The 14,019-nt window shown below is 51.6% G+C and carries 10 protein-coding genes and 1 pseudogene; 3 read left to right on the top strand and 8 right to left on the bottom strand.

Going from position 1 to position 14,019, the window contains the following annotated elements; translation table 11 throughout:
* Positions 1 to 26: 26 nt before the first annotated feature.
* The 7 genes and pseudogenes from Q1A04_RS19015 to Q1A04_RS02775 all read right to left on the bottom strand — a co-directional run.
* A pseudogene (locus Q1A04_RS19015) lies at positions 27 to 101 on the bottom strand (hypothetical protein); the annotation flags it as partial.
* An 8-nt stretch (positions 102 to 109) separates the two neighbouring features.
* Positions 110 to 940: a YsnF/AvaK domain-containing protein gene (locus tag Q1A04_RS02800; RefSeq protein WP_299700908.1), complete on the bottom strand. Its 831-nt coding sequence runs from the start codon at positions 938 to 940 to the stop codon at positions 110 to 112.
* A 552-nt stretch (positions 941 to 1,492) separates the two neighbouring features.
* A complete protein-coding gene (locus Q1A04_RS02795) occupies positions 1,493 to 1,987 on the bottom strand; it encodes a DUF6438 domain-containing protein (RefSeq protein WP_299700905.1) in 495 nt (164 codons plus the stop codon).
* 17 nt (positions 1,988 to 2,004) lie between these two features.
* Complete coding sequence (locus Q1A04_RS02790; RefSeq protein ID WP_299700902.1) at positions 2,005 to 2,604, bottom strand: hypothetical protein; 600 nt, start codon at positions 2,602 to 2,604, stop codon at positions 2,005 to 2,007.
* 104 nt (positions 2,605 to 2,708) lie between these two features.
* Positions 2,709 to 4,550, bottom strand: a complete 1,842-nt coding sequence (gene yidC / locus Q1A04_RS02785; protein ID WP_299700899.1) for a membrane protein insertase YidC — start codon at positions 4,548 to 4,550, stop codon at positions 2,709 to 2,711.
* 33 nt (positions 4,551 to 4,583) lie between these two features.
* On the bottom strand, positions 4,584 to 6,197 hold the full coding sequence (locus Q1A04_RS02780) for a CTP synthase (protein WP_299700896.1): 1,614 nt from the start codon (positions 6,195 to 6,197) through the stop codon (positions 4,584 to 4,586).
* Between the two features lie 174 nt (positions 6,198 to 6,371).
* Entirely contained in the window at positions 6,372 to 8,879 is a 2,508-nt protein-coding gene (locus Q1A04_RS02775; RefSeq protein WP_299700893.1) for a zinc-dependent metalloprotease, read from the bottom strand.
* A 303-nt stretch (positions 8,880 to 9,182) separates the two neighbouring features.
* Between Q1A04_RS02775 and Q1A04_RS02770 the strand changes: the two genes are divergently transcribed.
* Complete coding sequence (locus Q1A04_RS02770; protein ID WP_299700890.1) at positions 9,183 to 10,799, top strand: hypothetical protein; 1,617 nt, start codon at positions 9,183 to 9,185, stop codon at positions 10,797 to 10,799.
* A 6-nt stretch (positions 10,800 to 10,805) separates the two neighbouring features.
* Here Q1A04_RS02770 and dinB read toward each other — a convergent pair whose 3' ends face one another.
* The gene (dinB, locus tag Q1A04_RS02765) at positions 10,806 to 11,879 is read right to left on the bottom strand and encodes a DNA polymerase IV (protein ID WP_299700887.1); all 1,074 of its coding nucleotides are present in this window, start codon (positions 11,877 to 11,879) and stop codon (positions 10,806 to 10,808) included.
* A gap of 293 nt (positions 11,880 to 12,172) precedes the next feature.
* On the opposite strand from dinB, the gene cysM reads away from it, so the two are divergent.
* Positions 12,173 to 13,078, top strand: coding sequence for a cysteine synthase CysM (gene cysM, locus Q1A04_RS02760; protein WP_299700884.1), 906 nt, complete (start codon positions 12,173 to 12,175; stop codon positions 13,076 to 13,078).
* A 63-nt stretch (positions 13,079 to 13,141) separates the two neighbouring features.
* Positions 13,142 to 13,834, top strand: coding sequence for a type 1 glutamine amidotransferase domain-containing protein (locus tag Q1A04_RS02755; RefSeq protein WP_299700881.1), 693 nt, complete (start codon positions 13,142 to 13,144; stop codon positions 13,832 to 13,834).
* Positions 13,835 to 14,019: the final 185 nt, after the last annotated feature.

Genomic DNA, 14,019 nt, shown 5'->3' with positions numbered 1-14,019 from the left:
GTTTGTTTTCTGAGCGCAAGGCAGTGCTATGCTCGCTCAACTCTTTCCGCTAAACAACAAGAGGCAGCCATATGATGGCCGCCTCTTGCATTATCTACAAAGCTTCTTCCTAGATATTTCTAGGATTGCCGGGTTTGTTGTCCGGGTTACGAAGGTCTTTGTCTTTGTCTAGTTTGTCAATGTCCACATCAGTTTTGCGCACCGTACCTCGAACGGTCTCGTCGCGCTGTTCTGTATGCTTGTTGATCTTCACCTCTTCCACTACGCGGGCCTCTTTGTTTACTACAGGCACCTCAGCGCGTTCAGTGATATTGATCTCGCCTTCCTTAAAGTTCTGGAAGTCGCGGTCTGTGGCTGGTCGGTTTACCTTGTTGCGTTCAACGTCAACATGTTCCTCACGCAGACGCAGGTGCTCTTCTACTGGGCGCTCCACGATGCGGCTTCTCATGCGCACACCGCCACGCTCCACTTCGCGCTTACCAACGTTCATGCGCTCTTCCATAATCGGAATAGTCTGATCCGTGTTGCCGGTTTGGCCTGTTCTAGGCTGTGCCGTTCCTTGAGGTGGTCTGGCAGTACCAGCCTGCGGATTGGTTTGTGCCGCATGCTCATCTACATCCACAGCGCCACATGAATCTAGCACTTCGGCGGCTTTCTCAGCCTGCTGGCGGGAATCAGCGTGTACAGTTACCACCCAGCCTTTGCGAGCGGCCTGTGTGTGTTTGTTAGCGTCGTCATTTGTGCCAAACAGTGATCCAAAGAAACCGCTTACGCCGTCGTTGTCTTTGTTGCTTGTGCTACCTCCTACATGCTTGGCAGAAGCAGGATGCGCTATATCTACTTTATCACGGCCAATGTGCTGCGTGCTCTCTAGTTTTTGCACGGCGGCCTGTGCGTCTATACCTTCTTTAAAAATACCAATTACAGTTTGTCGTTCCATAGTTATATGTGTGTTAAGTTCTACATCGGAGACCTTTTATCCCTGAATAGGGCCGGGCGTCTCCACTGCACCCGTTGCTTATTATCTGTGGGAATTCCAGTCCCCTTCTTTTATTGATTTTAAGGCCATAATAGGGCCATACCTATGTGTCGGATAATTCCCCATTTTAGAAAGGGAAATCATTCGCCTAGCTAAGAATAAATAATAGGCTTATTCTAGAATATAGGTTAAAATGAATTAATATTTATTGTAGTTAATTCTTAGTAATTTAAAATGAAAACTATATATAAATATTAATTTTCCGTTAGTGCCCTTGCTGATGGCACTATATTTTTTTACGGCCTCAGATGGGATTAGTTATTATTATCTTTAAAATCGGAGTGGCGTTCATCCTATATTAAAACTTAGCGTTTTTGGTATATAGTAGCTAAAAAGCAGGTATAGGCTAGGAGAGTGCCTATATTAAGAAAAGCCATTCAGAGAATTGCAGGATTGCTTATCGAAGAAAAATTTATGGTGAGATAAAAGGCATTGGCTTGTCAAAAGTCTAAATCATTTTAAAGGCAGCCTGTTTCTAGCTTCCTGTTCAGCCAGTTCCATCAGCAGGGTATGGACTTTTTTCTGAAAGTCTAGCAGGGGCTCTGGGCCGCCTTCTTCTTCGATCACGCGTTTCGCTTCTTTGCCTTGCTCATAGAACGTTGTGATGGTGGAGGGCATGTCGCTCCAATTGGTTAGGTAGGTGGCATTAAGCGCGGTATAGTTTAAGGCTGCTACGTCTTGTCGCAGTTCCTCCAGCACTTGGGGTGGAAGCTCAAAGGATGCGGTGTCTTGCAGCGGCACATGCTTATAGCCTGTGTAGCGTATCCTGCCATTCTCCAAGATGGTGGCCTCATAGGAAGGGCAGGTGCCGAGGCAGGGCGTTTTCTGAAAGTGCAGAAACGGGGTGTCCTGCAGCTGGCGCCCACTGTTTTGTGCCGCGCTACAGCCGATTGCCAGCGTGAGGCCCAAGCCCAAACTCCATTTAAACAGCATGATCATTGTATCCATACTTGGTTATACTTGTTTTACTGCCCTTTGGGTAGTTTTTTGAACTTACCCTGTTCTAACACATAAGCCTCCGGCTCGCAGTAGGGACAGTCTACATAGTTTTGCGAGGAGTCAGGAGGATTGACGATAAAAATACGGCTGTCTGGGCTGAACTGAGCCCCTGAGCTGCTCTGTAGTTTGTCGAGCACCTTGCCGTCTTTACGGTCGACAACGTAGTGTTCCTGACAGGTAGGGCCGCACTCCACCGTCACCACGGTATACCTTCCCGCAAAGTTTACGCCCTGTTTCAGGCCGTCTCGCAAGACGCTATTGTGTTTGGCGGCATCACTATGGCTCCCTTCATCCAAGGGAGCTAAACGGCCTTTGAAGGGCTCCTGCACCCGAAAGGCCTCATCGCTCTGGTAGGCTTCCATGCGCAACCGGTAGCGCTGGTACAAGTCAGGGTTTTCTTCTGATGTGATGGGCATCCGCACGGTGTCGCGCTGCAGGTGTTCCTCCAGCTTCGGGTGCGTGCTGGCAATGGTCTTTTCTTCGTCTGTCTGTTGCTGACAGGCGGCTCCCATGATCGCCATAAAAGACAGGGGCAATAAGAGGTAGGGTAGTGTGTTCTTTCGCATTTTTGTAATATAGGTATAGGGCTATACGCAAAGCCGCGATTATGGTCAAACAAAAAAGCCCCGAATTGCTTCGGGGCTTTCTGTTAGGTATAGCATACAAATACTTACTTCTTGAGTTTCGGGTTTTTGCGACGCTCCTGCTCTTTGTCAGCTGCGGCACGCATGGCCTCCTGCATACGCTCCGTGAACGACGGACCGCCTGTTTTTTTCTTTTCCTTGCGCTTGTCGCGGTTCTCCTCCAGTTTTCTTCTAATCTTGGTCTCATCAACAAACTTACGGATGATCGCCTGCTGACCGAAAGTCACCATGTTTGACACGAAGTAGTAGAAAGAAAGACCTGCCGGGAAGGAGTTCAGCACGAACATGAAGATGATCGGCATCAGGTAGGTATACATCTTCATCGGACCCTGCATGGTGTTCATTTGGTTGTTAGACCAAGTATAGAGGATCGTAGAAGCCGTCATCAACAGGGTAAACATACTCACGTGGCTGCCATAGAACGGGATCTCGAATGGCAGACGGGCGAATACGTCGTAGGTTGAAAGGTCATCTGCCCACAGGAAAGCCTCTTGGCGCAGCTCAATCGAGTTCGGGAAGAAGTTGAACATCGCAAACAGGATCGGAATCTGCAACAGCATAGGTATACAGCCACTCAGCGGATTTACGCCCATTTCGCCGTACAGCTTCATGGTTTCCATCTGCGTTTTCTGCATGTCACCATCGTTACGCTCTTTTATGGCATCGATCTCCGGCTTCAACACCTTCATCTTAGCCATCGACAGGAATGACTTGTAGGTTAACGGCAACAGAATCATTTTGATGTAAAGCACCAGCAGCATAATGATGATGCCGTAGTTGCCGATATAATTCTCCAGGAAGTCAAACGCCGGGATGATAATCCACTTGTTCACGTAGGAGAAAATGCCCCAGCCAAGGTCAAGGTTCTTGTTGAACTCATGGCCCATGTGCTTTAGAATCTTATAGTCGTTCGGACCGAAGTAGTACGTAAACTCACCCTTTCCGCTCAGCAGGTCAGCCGTCGGGATCAGAATCTGAGAATTAAGGGCTTTGACTACGGTAGTATCAGCTGGGTTGGTCACCGCCTCTAATTTAGCACCAGAAAAAGTGTTAGTGGCGATAATACCGGCTGTAAAGAAGTTCTGCTTGTTAGCTACCCATTTAAGGGGCTCTGAAACGTTCTCAGTTTCTGTACCCTCTGAGATAGACACATAATCAAAGCTCTCGTCAGCAGTATAGAAATTGATCGTAGATTTGGCGCGATTCTGCGTGATGTCTTTCTCAAGCTGCTTTAAATTGTCATTCCAAGTCATGGTGACATTGTCGCCGCTGATCTGGTTGTTAAGGCCTTTGAAATCAAGCTTGTAGCCTACCTGAAAATTGTTGTCGAACAAGGTATAAATCTGGTCGATATACTGACCGTCGCCCAATTGTGCGCGGTAGGTGAGGGTTTGCGTCGCCACATCGCCCACATTACCTGTTTGTACCTCAGAAGGTGTGAAATATAGGTCAGAGAGACGGATGTTGCGGCCGTCGTTGGTGGCGAACTGCACATCGGTCTGGCTGCTCGCCTTGTCGAAAAGCACCAGTGTCTGGCCTCTGTAATCCTTGTAGTTCTTCAGTACAACTTCCTCTACTTGGCCGCCCTTGCTGTTAAAGGAGACAACCATGTTCTGATTTTCGAGCACGGTGTTAACAGCCTCGCCTGTGGCAGCGGCGCTAAAAGCACCAAGCGCCTCTGCACGGCGCACCTGTGCTAGCGAGTCGTCTTCTGCTACCGGGGCAGGTCCCGTTTGCACTTGCTCTACCTTGGCTGTCTGGTCAAATGCCGGTGTGTTGGCTTCATCACCCGTTCCCGAGAAGAAGAAGGAATAAGCCAGCAGGAGCACGGCAATCAATCCAAAGCCAATAGCTTGATTTCTATCCATTTAATAAATATTGAATTGTGTGTTGGTTAATGCTTACTTAGGTTTAGAATAATTCATGGCCGCTTTCACAAACTTCACGAAGAGCGGATGTGGGTTCAGCACGGTGCTTTTCAGTTCAGGGTGGTACTGCGCCGCCACAAACCATGGGTGGTTCTGCAGCTCAATCACTTCTACCAGTCCGGTACCAGGGTTAATGCCCGAAGCGACCATGCCGGCGTTCTCAAAATCGGACAAGAACCTGTTGTTGAACTCATAACGGTGGCGGTGACGCTCCGAAATCTTGGCCTTTCCGTAAATAGAAAATGCTTTTGAGCCCTTCTTTAGTTCACAGGTATAGGCACCAAGACGCATCGTGCCGCCTTTTTGCGTAATTTCCTTCTGATCCTCCATCATGTCGATCACTGGGTATGGCGTGTTCGGGTCCATCTCGGTTGAGGCGGCGCCTTCCAGTCCCAGTACGTTGCGGGCAAACTCCACGGCAGCGCACTGCATGCCTAGGCAGATGCCCAAGAACGGTATACCGGCCTCGCGCACAAAACGGATTGCCTCCAGTTTGCCTTTAAAGCCCCGCTCACCGAATCCCGGGGCTACCAGCACGCCATCCATTTTTTGTAGCAGGCTGGCTACGTTCTCGTCGTTGATGTTCTCCGACTGGAACCACTTGATGTTGACTTTGCACTCGTTGGATGCCCCGGCGTGCACAAAGGACTCCACAATGGACTTGTAGGCGTCCGGCAACTCCACGTACTTGCCCACTAGGCCAATGTTAACCTCAGCGGTCGGGTTTTTAAGGCGGCCCAAGAACTCTTTCCAAGTTTCCAGTTCTGGCTCACCGCGCTGCGGCAGTTTCAGTTTGGCGATCACACGCTCATCGAGTTTCTCTTTGCGCATGAGCAGTGGTACATCGTATATCGTTTCCGCATCAATTGACTCGATCACGGAGTTCTGCTTCACGTTACAGAACAGCGCGATCTTTTTGCGCAGGTCGGCAGGTATGTGATACTCAGAGCGGCACACCAGAATATCCGGCTGCACACCGGCTTCTGAAAGGTCGCGCACGGAGTGCTGTGTTGGTTTTGTTTTCAGTTCGCCGGCTGCTTTTAGGTAGGGCACCAGCGTCAGGTGAATCACGCACGTTTCGTGCACACCCAGTTCCCAGCGCAACTGGCGCACGGCCTCGATAAACGGCAGGGATTCGATATCACCCACACAACCGCCAATCTCCGTGATTACGATGTCATATTCGCCTGATTCGCCCAAAAGCAGCATGCGGCGCTTGATTTCGTCGGTGATGTGGGGGATAACCTGCACCGTTTTACCCAAGTAAGCACCTTCGCGCTCCTGCGTGATCACATTATAATAGATGCGACCGGTGGTCACATTATTTGCCTGTGAAGTCGCTTTGTTGAGGAAACGCTCGTAGTGGCCTAGGTCCAAGTCGGTCTCAGCGCCATCTTCGGTCACGAAGCACTCGCCATGCTCGTAGGGGTTGAGCGTGCCCGGGTCGATGTTGATATAAGGGTCGAATTTTTGGATTGTTACAGAAAAGCCCCTTGCCTGCAGCAACTTAGCAAGAGAAGCGGAGATGATACCTTTACCGAGTGAGGAGGTAACGCCCCCCGTAACAAAAATATATTTAGCAGCCATAAGTTGTGTTAGTCTTATGGGCTACAAAGTTACTGGAATAATTTGATTTTTCGGTAAAGCGGATGATGAGTTCTGTTATTGCATAGGATATCTTAGTTAATATTCAACAGAAAGGATAAATAAAAAGCCCCGGCCAAAATGACCGGGGCTTTCACTATTATAAAAACAGGAAAATTAACTTTTCGGATCCAAGATGTTATCGATACGCACCAGTGCGTCCTGCAGGTGGTACTTCGTCATCGAGTCCTTAGTCTTTGGTAGTGACGCCTTGATCTGGTTACGGAGCGCTGTCAGTTCACCACGCACCATCGGGCGGATGTCAGACTGCGACACGTTCACCGAAGTTACTCCGGCAAAAGCACGTGCGCTGGCCGGAACCGAACGCTGCTCCTCCTTCATCAGGAACTCCATGCGGTCAAGGTAGCCGCGCTGCAGGTTGCGGCGGTACATGTCCACTGTTTTGCCGCTGCCTACTTCAGACCACACGCCGTTACGCAAGTCAGCCATCATCTCCGGCAGGGTATAGGTTTTGCCGCCAAGCGAAGCCTGAGACTCGAGCAAGCGCTGCATGCGGCCCGGCTCCAGCACATTGTTCAGGATGTTCACCTGCGCTGTGCGGATACGCTCCAATGCCCCGGCAGACTCAAACTTGCGCAGAATGTTCTGGTCCAACATCCAAGTCGGTGTGGCAAAGCCCTGTTCGTTGAGGAACTTCATGGCGCGCTGCTGCTTCTCTTTCGGTACGGCAGCGTACACATCGCCTTTCTGGTCGTATGTCTTATAGTTCTCGTACACCCCGCCGATGTTAGCCGTTACGTGGCCCATGTAGCGGTTCCACTGGCCCAGTACTTGGGAGTACATCTCCTGCAGGTCGTCGTAGTTCTTATTCTCCTCTTTCGTCCACTCCATCAGGTTTGGCATGATGCGCTTCAGGTTCAGGATGCCGTAGTGGCTGGCCAGCATGGCATCATCACCCAAGTCCTCGGTCTGTGAAGACGGATCTACCGGGTTGCCCTGCTGACGTCCGAAGCGGTACATCGGATCTTTTTCCTTTTCAAGGATCCACTGCGTAAGCTTGGCCGTATTGTCGTAGCCGTTCATTTCCGGGAAGTAAGTGTAACCCCACTTCACAGAATGCTTGTCATACACGCCGATACCCGGCATCAGGGCCACGCCCTTGTCCTCCGGCTGTGCCACGTAATTAAAGCGGGCGTAGTCCATAATGGAAGGGGCCGTGCCCATTTCCTTCGTGAATTTCGCATCGCGCAGTTTCTCTACCGGATAGGCAGCGCTGGAGCCCATGTTGTGCGGCAGACCCAAAGTATGGCCCACCTCGTGCGCGGACACAAATCGGATCAACTCACCCATCACCTCGTCTTTGAACTTTATGCTGCGGGCGTCCGGGTTAATGGCTGCCGTCTGCACAAAGTACCAGTTGCGGAGCAGGTTCATTACGTTGTGGTACCAGCCGATGTGGCTTTCCAGAATCTCGCCAGAGCGCGGGTCGTGCACGTTCGGGCCGTAAGCGTTCTGCGTTTCCGAAGAGAAGTAGCGGATAACAGAGTAACGTGCGTCTTCGGTGCTGAACTCCGGATCTTCCTCGAAGCTCGGCGGATCTTTAGCGATGATGGCATTTTTGAAACCTGCGGCTTCAAAAGCCTTGTTCCAATCCTCAACACCTTGCTTCAGGTATGGGCGCCATTTCATCGGCGTGGCCGGATCGATGTAGTATACAATTGGCTTGATAGGCTCCACCAGTTCTCCACGGGCATAAGCCTCCTTGTCTTTCGGCTCCAGTTTCCAGCGCACGATGTAGCGGCGCTTGGCAGCACGCTGTTCGTCAGTGCCATAGTCGGTCTGTGAAAGTGTAAAGTACCCTACGCGCTCATCGAAACGACGAGCTGGCATCGGCACCTTTGGCAGCAGGAGCATAGAGTGGTTAAGCTCTACTGTAATAGTGCCGGCATTGGAGTTGGCAGGCGGATCAGTAGCCTCGTAGGTCATGAGCGAGCGTGCCTCAATGTTGAGTGGGAAACTCTTGATGCCTTCTACAAAAGAGCGCTTATCGTCCAGTTTCTTCACTTTATGGGCTTCACGCTGGCGTTTGTTCAAGCCAAGGGCCTGCACGTCTTTTGAAAAGAAATCAGTTACTTCTACTACCGATGCACCATTATTATAGGCTTTTACATCGAAGGCCTGAATAACAGGGGCGAGGTTGGAGTTCTGTACGGAGTGATAGATCTCGAGTGTGTCGCTTGCCACGTTCTGGTAAGAGATCAGGCGCAGCAGGATGCGGTTGCCTTTTTTCTCCCAGCGAAGCATCTGGCGGTTCAGCTCCTCACCACCGTAACCAAGGTTAGTCGCTGTTTTGGCGATGCGGCTTACCATGAGCATGTCGCGGTTCAGGAGCGTATCCGGAATTTCGTAAAAATACTTCTCGTCGATGCGGTGCACCTTAAACAGTCCTTCGTCGGTTACGGCACTCGGGGTGATGACGCTGGCGTAGGGCTTTACACCGTTGTCGTCTTTTTTAGCAGCTGGGGTAGCCTGTGTAGTGGTTACTTCCTGCTTGGCTTTTTTCTTCTTCTTTTTTTCCTTGCTCTGGGCAAAGGTAGGCGGGGCTATAAGCGCACCAGCCAGAAGCAGCGTAGCCAGCCGGGCATAGCGTACATTCTTGCTCATAAATGGGTGAAAGATTAGGTTAGTTTTAGGTTGTTAATACAATATATCGGTTTAAAATATAGTATAAAAGACTCTGCCCGATAAGAATGGTTTAATGCTATACCTTTTTTTCTTTTGCTGATCAAAGTGAGATTAAGTAAAGAGAAAATAAACAAAACACAGCGGTATGAGTAAAAAAATAGGATAGGCTACTCTGCAAGTAGGCTTATCAGTACCCCATTCTATTAAGCAATCACAGCTTAACTGTTGGCGATATTCGTCCTTGCCTCTGATGTTTTCAATCAACCATTTCGCAACGCCAATATGAAGCTATTACTTGAAACAGCTATTATTAGCTGTGCACTCTATGTTATAACGCCTCACTTTTCTGTAGCGCAGGGCCATGTAACCAAACACGGCACCGTGGATCTGCAAACTTCCTGCAGCGAGTCGGCCCAACAAAGTTTTGACAATGGGCTGGCGCTGATGCACCACATGATGTATGACCAAGCAGAGCAGGAGTTTGCCGCCGCTGCACAGGCCGCTCCAGATTGCGGTATGGCGCAGTGGGGCATCGCCATGAGCTATATTCACCCGCTCTGGGGTGAGCGGCCCTCCAATGAAGACCTGCAGAAGGGACAGGCAGCGGTGGAGAAGGCCCTGCAGCAGAAGAATCTGCCAGATAAGGAGAAAGCTTATATCAAAGCGGTGTCTGGGTTTTATGAGAATTGGGAGAATACAAGCTATGCAGATCAACTGAAAGCCTTTGAGGCAGGGTATAGGGCAGCGCACGAAGCGTATCCAAATGAAGTGGAAGCGGCGGCTTTTTACGCCTTAGGCCAGCTGGGCACTGCCCCTAAAACGGACAACACCTTTGCCAAGCAGAAAGAAGCTGGAGCATTGCTGGAACAACTGCACGCCAAGCACCCTAATCATCCGGGGCTGTTTCACTACATCATTCACGCTTACGACAATCCGATGCTTGCCAAAAGGGCCGTGAAGGTGTCACGAGAGTATGAGCGCATAGCTCCGGACGTGCCACACGCGCTGCATATGCCGAGCCATATTTTTGTTCGCTTGGGCCAGTGGACAGATGCCGTGGACTGGAACATGCGCTCCGCCGACGCTGCACTCCGGCAGTCATCCAAAGAGTCCATGTCCATGCACTATCCGCACGCCTTGGATTACATGGCTTACGGCTACCTGCAACAGGGACGAGACAAAAAAGCGCAGGAGGTAGTAGAAAAAATGCATCGAGTGGAGGGGTATGCGCCAAGTTTCGCGACGGCCTATGCCCTTGCCGCTATACCTGCCCGCCATGCACTGGAAAGGGGCAAATGGGCGGAGGCGGCAGCTTTGCCTGTTCGCTCACCTGAAAACTTTGCTTGGGATAAATACCCAGGCGCCGAAGCCATCACCCATTTTGCCAAAGGTATAGGCGGTGCCCGTTCCGGCAACACAGCGGTGGCAGAAGAGGCTACTGCAGCACTGGACAGATTGCGGACGCAGTTGAACAGTTCTGGCGACACCTATTGGGCAGCGCAGGCCGAAGCACAGCACATGGCAGTGCAGGCGTGGTTGGAGTATCAAAAAGGAGACAAGAACAAAGCGCTGGCCATGATGCGAGAGGCGGCTGACAAGGAAGATGCGCTGGACAAACATCCGGTAACGCCGGGAGCCGTTTTGCCGGCCAGAGAACTGCTGGGCGATATGCTTTTGCTGAGCAAAAAGCCTGCGGAAGCCATGCTGGCTTATGAAGCAAGCCTGAAGGTGTCGCCCAAAAGATATAACAGTCTCTACGGGGCGGCCCTCTCCGCTGAAAGAGCCAAAGACAAGCAAAAGGCAAAGAGCTACTATTTAGAACTATTGGAGACTTCTCCGGAGGCGGATGGTGACCGCGAAAGTTGGGTGCTGGCCAAAAAGCATGCTGCCAGAAAATAAGACAAGCTAAAACTCCAAGGTGAGCTGGTAGCCTTCCATTTTGTCGTGTTGGTAGAGAAGGGAGGAGGCCGTTATACCTAGCAGCCTAACCGGGTATGCCGGTAACTGGGGCGTACGCAACAGGTCACGGGCGATCGTAAAAATAGCATCGGCCGACTTGATCTCGCCCAGAAAGGTTTTGCTGCGGGTGGTCTGGTTAAAGTCGAAGTACTTGATCTTGACCGTGATGGTCTTGGCTGTGGTCTGCAGTCGCTCCATGTCGTGGGCCACTTCCTTTGCCAGCCTTTCGAGTTCTGCCAGCATCACTTCCTCCTCCGTCAGGTCTACCTCAAAGGTGCGCTCCGAGCCGATGGACTTCCGGATGCGGTGCGGCTGTACCTCCCGCTCGTCCTGTGCGCGGGCGATGCGGTAGTAATAGCGTCCCGTTTTGCCAAAGTGCCGCACCAGTTCCTCTTCTGATTTCTCCCGCAGATCGGCTCCGGTGAGAATGCCCATGCTCTGTAATTTGGCAGCCGTTACTTTCCCGATGCCATAGAATTTCTCGATGGCCAGTGCAGCCACCACCTCCTCGGCTTTGTCCGGCGTGATCAGCGTGAAGCCATTGGGCTTGTTCATGTCAGAGGCAATCTTGGCCAGAAACTTATTGAAAGACACCCCAGCCGAGGCGGTCAGCCCCGTTTCCTCCTGAATTTTGGCTCTGATTTCGTTGGCAATGATGGTGGCCGAGGGCATACCGATCTTGTTTTCGGTCACGTCGAGGTAGGCCTCGTCCAGAGAAAGGGGCTCTACCAGATCGGTATAGGAGTAGAAGATCTCGCGGATTTGCCGCGATACGGCGCTGTATACCTCAAAACGGGGCTTCACAAAGATCAACTGCGGACAACGCTGTGCCGCGATCTTGGAGGCGAGGGCAGAGTGCACGCCATACCTGCGGGCCTCGTAACTGGCCGCCGCCACCACACCCCGCGCCCGCGAACCACCCACGGCCACGGGCTTACCGCGCAGCTCCGGGTTGTCGCGCTGCTCCACGGAAGCAAAAAAGGCGTCCATGTCGATGTGGATGATCTTGCGGATGGGCATGACTACAAAGATAAGAGATTTGGAGTTTAGGAGTTGGGGAGTTGGAGAGTTTAGGAGTTAAAGTTTGCAGCGATATAACATGGTTAATTCGTATACCTGCGCGGTATAGATTGCAACTGGTAGGGGGCACTCCATTTTCTTTTTGGAGGAGCATAATCCCATGGTAGTGGGGTAGAGGTGACCTTCCCGAACCATCTCACAAATCGATGCGGTAGCATTTTTATGCCTGATTCATTATCCTCTGGCCTAGAAGGCAATTCCATTCTGGCAATTAGCACGTACTAGGTATACAGATGCACACAAAGACAAACATGACAACACGGACGCTACTGGATTTTATTGGCAACACACCTTTGGTAGAACTAAGAAACATTTCCCCGAACCCGAAGGTGAAATTATTGGCCAAACTGGAGGGCAACAACCCCGGCGGCAGTGTGAAGGACCGCGCGGCTCACGGTATGATCAAAGGGGCGCTGGACCGAGGCGAACTTACCAAAGGCACGAAGCTGATCGAGGCAACCAGCGGAAATACAGGTATAGCCTTGGCCATGATCGCGCAGTTGTTTGGGGTGGAGATCGAGTTGGTGATGCCCGCCAGTGCCACGCCGGAACGGGTAAAAACCATGGAAGCCTATGGCGCCAAGGTAACCCTAACCCCTGCCGAGGGCTCCATGGAGGCGGCCATAGACTATGTGCGCGACAAAGAGGCGAAAGGCGGCTACCTCGTGCTCAACCAGTTTGGCAACCCGGACAACTACGGAGCCCACTACCGCGGTACCGGCCCTGAGATCTGGCGCGACACAGAGGGAACGGTGACGCATTTTGTGTCAGCCATGGGCACGACGGGCACCATCATGGGGGTGTCGCGTTACCTGAAAGAGCAAAACCCGGCTGTGGAGATCGTGGGCACACAGCCTGTGGAGGGCTCTCAGATTCCCGGCATCCGGCGCTGGCCACAGGCCTACCTACCCAAAATTTTCGAGCGGGAGCGGGTCGACCGCATACTGGATGTCTCACAGCAAGAGGCAACCGCCATGACCCGCCGACTAGCCCGGGAAGAAGGGGTGTTTGCGGGTATGAGTAGCGGCGGGGCTGTCGCGGCGGCAACCCGACTGATCTCCGAACTCGAAGAGGGTGTGGTGGTCTGCATTATCTGCGACCGGGGAGACCGCTACCTCTCCTCCGAACTGTTCAACTAAAACATTGCCTGCTTAAATCGGGTTAAAAGGATTGACTCTAAAACCATCTAAATATTAAAAGCTATGAAAGTATTATTTGTATTGACCTCACACGACCAATTGGGCGACACCGGCAAGAAGACCGGTTTCTGGGTAGAGGAGTTTGCCGCTCCTTATTATACACTCGCTGATGCCGGCGTGAAAGTGGACCTTGCCTCCCCGAAAGGAGGTCAGCCTCCGATTGATCCGAAAAGCACGGAAAAAGACGCGCAGACGGAGGCCACAAGGCGCTTTTACGAAGACGACGACCTGCAGCACAAACTCTCCCGCACCAAAAAACTGACCGAAGTAAAAGCCGATGACTACGATGCTGTCTTCTTTCCGGGAGGGCATGGTCCGCTATGGGATCTTGCCAGCGACAAAGACTCCATCCGTTTAATTGAGTCTTTTGCCAAACAGCAGAAACCGGTTGCGGCCGTTTGCCATGGGCCAGCCGCCTTGATGCAGGCCAAAGGCGCGGACGGTGAGCCACTCGTGAAAGGCAAAAAAGTGGCAGGCTTTACCAACACCGAGGAGGAGGCTGTGCAGTTGACCAATGTGGTGCCTTTTCTGGTGGAGGACCGTTATCAGGAACTGGGCGGCATCTACTCCAAAGCTGACGACTGGCAGCCCTACGTGGTCACAGACGGTTTGCTGATCACCGGTCAGAACCCCGCCTCTTCGGAACCGGCGGCAGAAGCTTTGCTCAAAATGCTGAAAAAGGAGAAGGCGGCTTAATCAGTTAAGTTTCCGTATACCTGAGTATCAGTGTAGCGTGAAAATCCCACCCAATTCTATCAGGAAACGGTGGGATTTTTATGTTAAGTAAGTTGGTGTGCAGCTTAGGAGTGTAGAAAGTTATCACCAGTAGGTGAGACCTTAAGTTCAGACTTAATGAAGGACGGTTGAATATGGCACGCTGC

It is taken from the genome of uncultured Pontibacter sp. (genome assembly GCF_947499215.1).
In the GTDB taxonomy this organism is placed as follows: domain Bacteria; phylum Bacteroidota; class Bacteroidia; order Cytophagales; family Hymenobacteraceae; genus Pontibacter.
Note: the sequence above shows the minus strand (reverse complement) of the source record. Positions and strands in the feature narration are given on the sequence as shown.

What these genes read in the sequence shown, in the direction of transcription:
- Q1A04_RS02800 (WP_299700908.1), bottom strand. Translation starts at nt 940, where the DNA reads ATGGAACGACAAACTGTAATTGGTATTTTTAAAGAAGGTATAGACGCA.
- Q1A04_RS02795 (WP_299700905.1), bottom strand. Translation starts at nt 1,987, where the DNA reads ATGGATACAATGATCATGCTGTTTAAATGGAGTTTGGGCTTGGGCCTC.
- Q1A04_RS02790 (WP_299700902.1), bottom strand. Translation starts at nt 2,604, where the DNA reads ATGCGAAAGAACACACTACCCTACCTCTTATTGCCCCTGTCTTTTATG.
- yidC (WP_299700899.1), bottom strand. Translation starts at nt 4,550, where the DNA reads ATGGATAGAAATCAAGCTATTGGCTTTGGATTGATTGCCGTGCTCCTG.
- Q1A04_RS02780 (WP_299700896.1), bottom strand. Translation starts at nt 6,197, where the DNA reads ATGGCTGCTAAATATATTTTTGTTACGGGGGGCGTTACCTCCTCACTC.
- Q1A04_RS02775 (WP_299700893.1), bottom strand. Translation starts at nt 8,879, where the DNA reads ATGAGCAAGAATGTACGCTATGCCCGGCTGGCTACGCTGCTTCTGGCT.
- Q1A04_RS02770 (WP_299700890.1), top strand. Translation starts at nt 9,183, where the DNA reads ATGAAGCTATTACTTGAAACAGCTATTATTAGCTGTGCACTCTATGTT.
- dinB (WP_299700887.1), bottom strand. Translation starts at nt 11,879, where the DNA reads ATGCCCATCCGCAAGATCATCCACATCGACATGGACGCCTTTTTTGCT.
- cysM (WP_299700884.1), top strand. Translation starts at nt 12,173, where the DNA reads ATGCACACAAAGACAAACATGACAACACGGACGCTACTGGATTTTATT.
- Q1A04_RS02755 (WP_299700881.1), top strand. Translation starts at nt 13,142, where the DNA reads ATGAAAGTATTATTTGTATTGACCTCACACGACCAATTGGGCGACACC.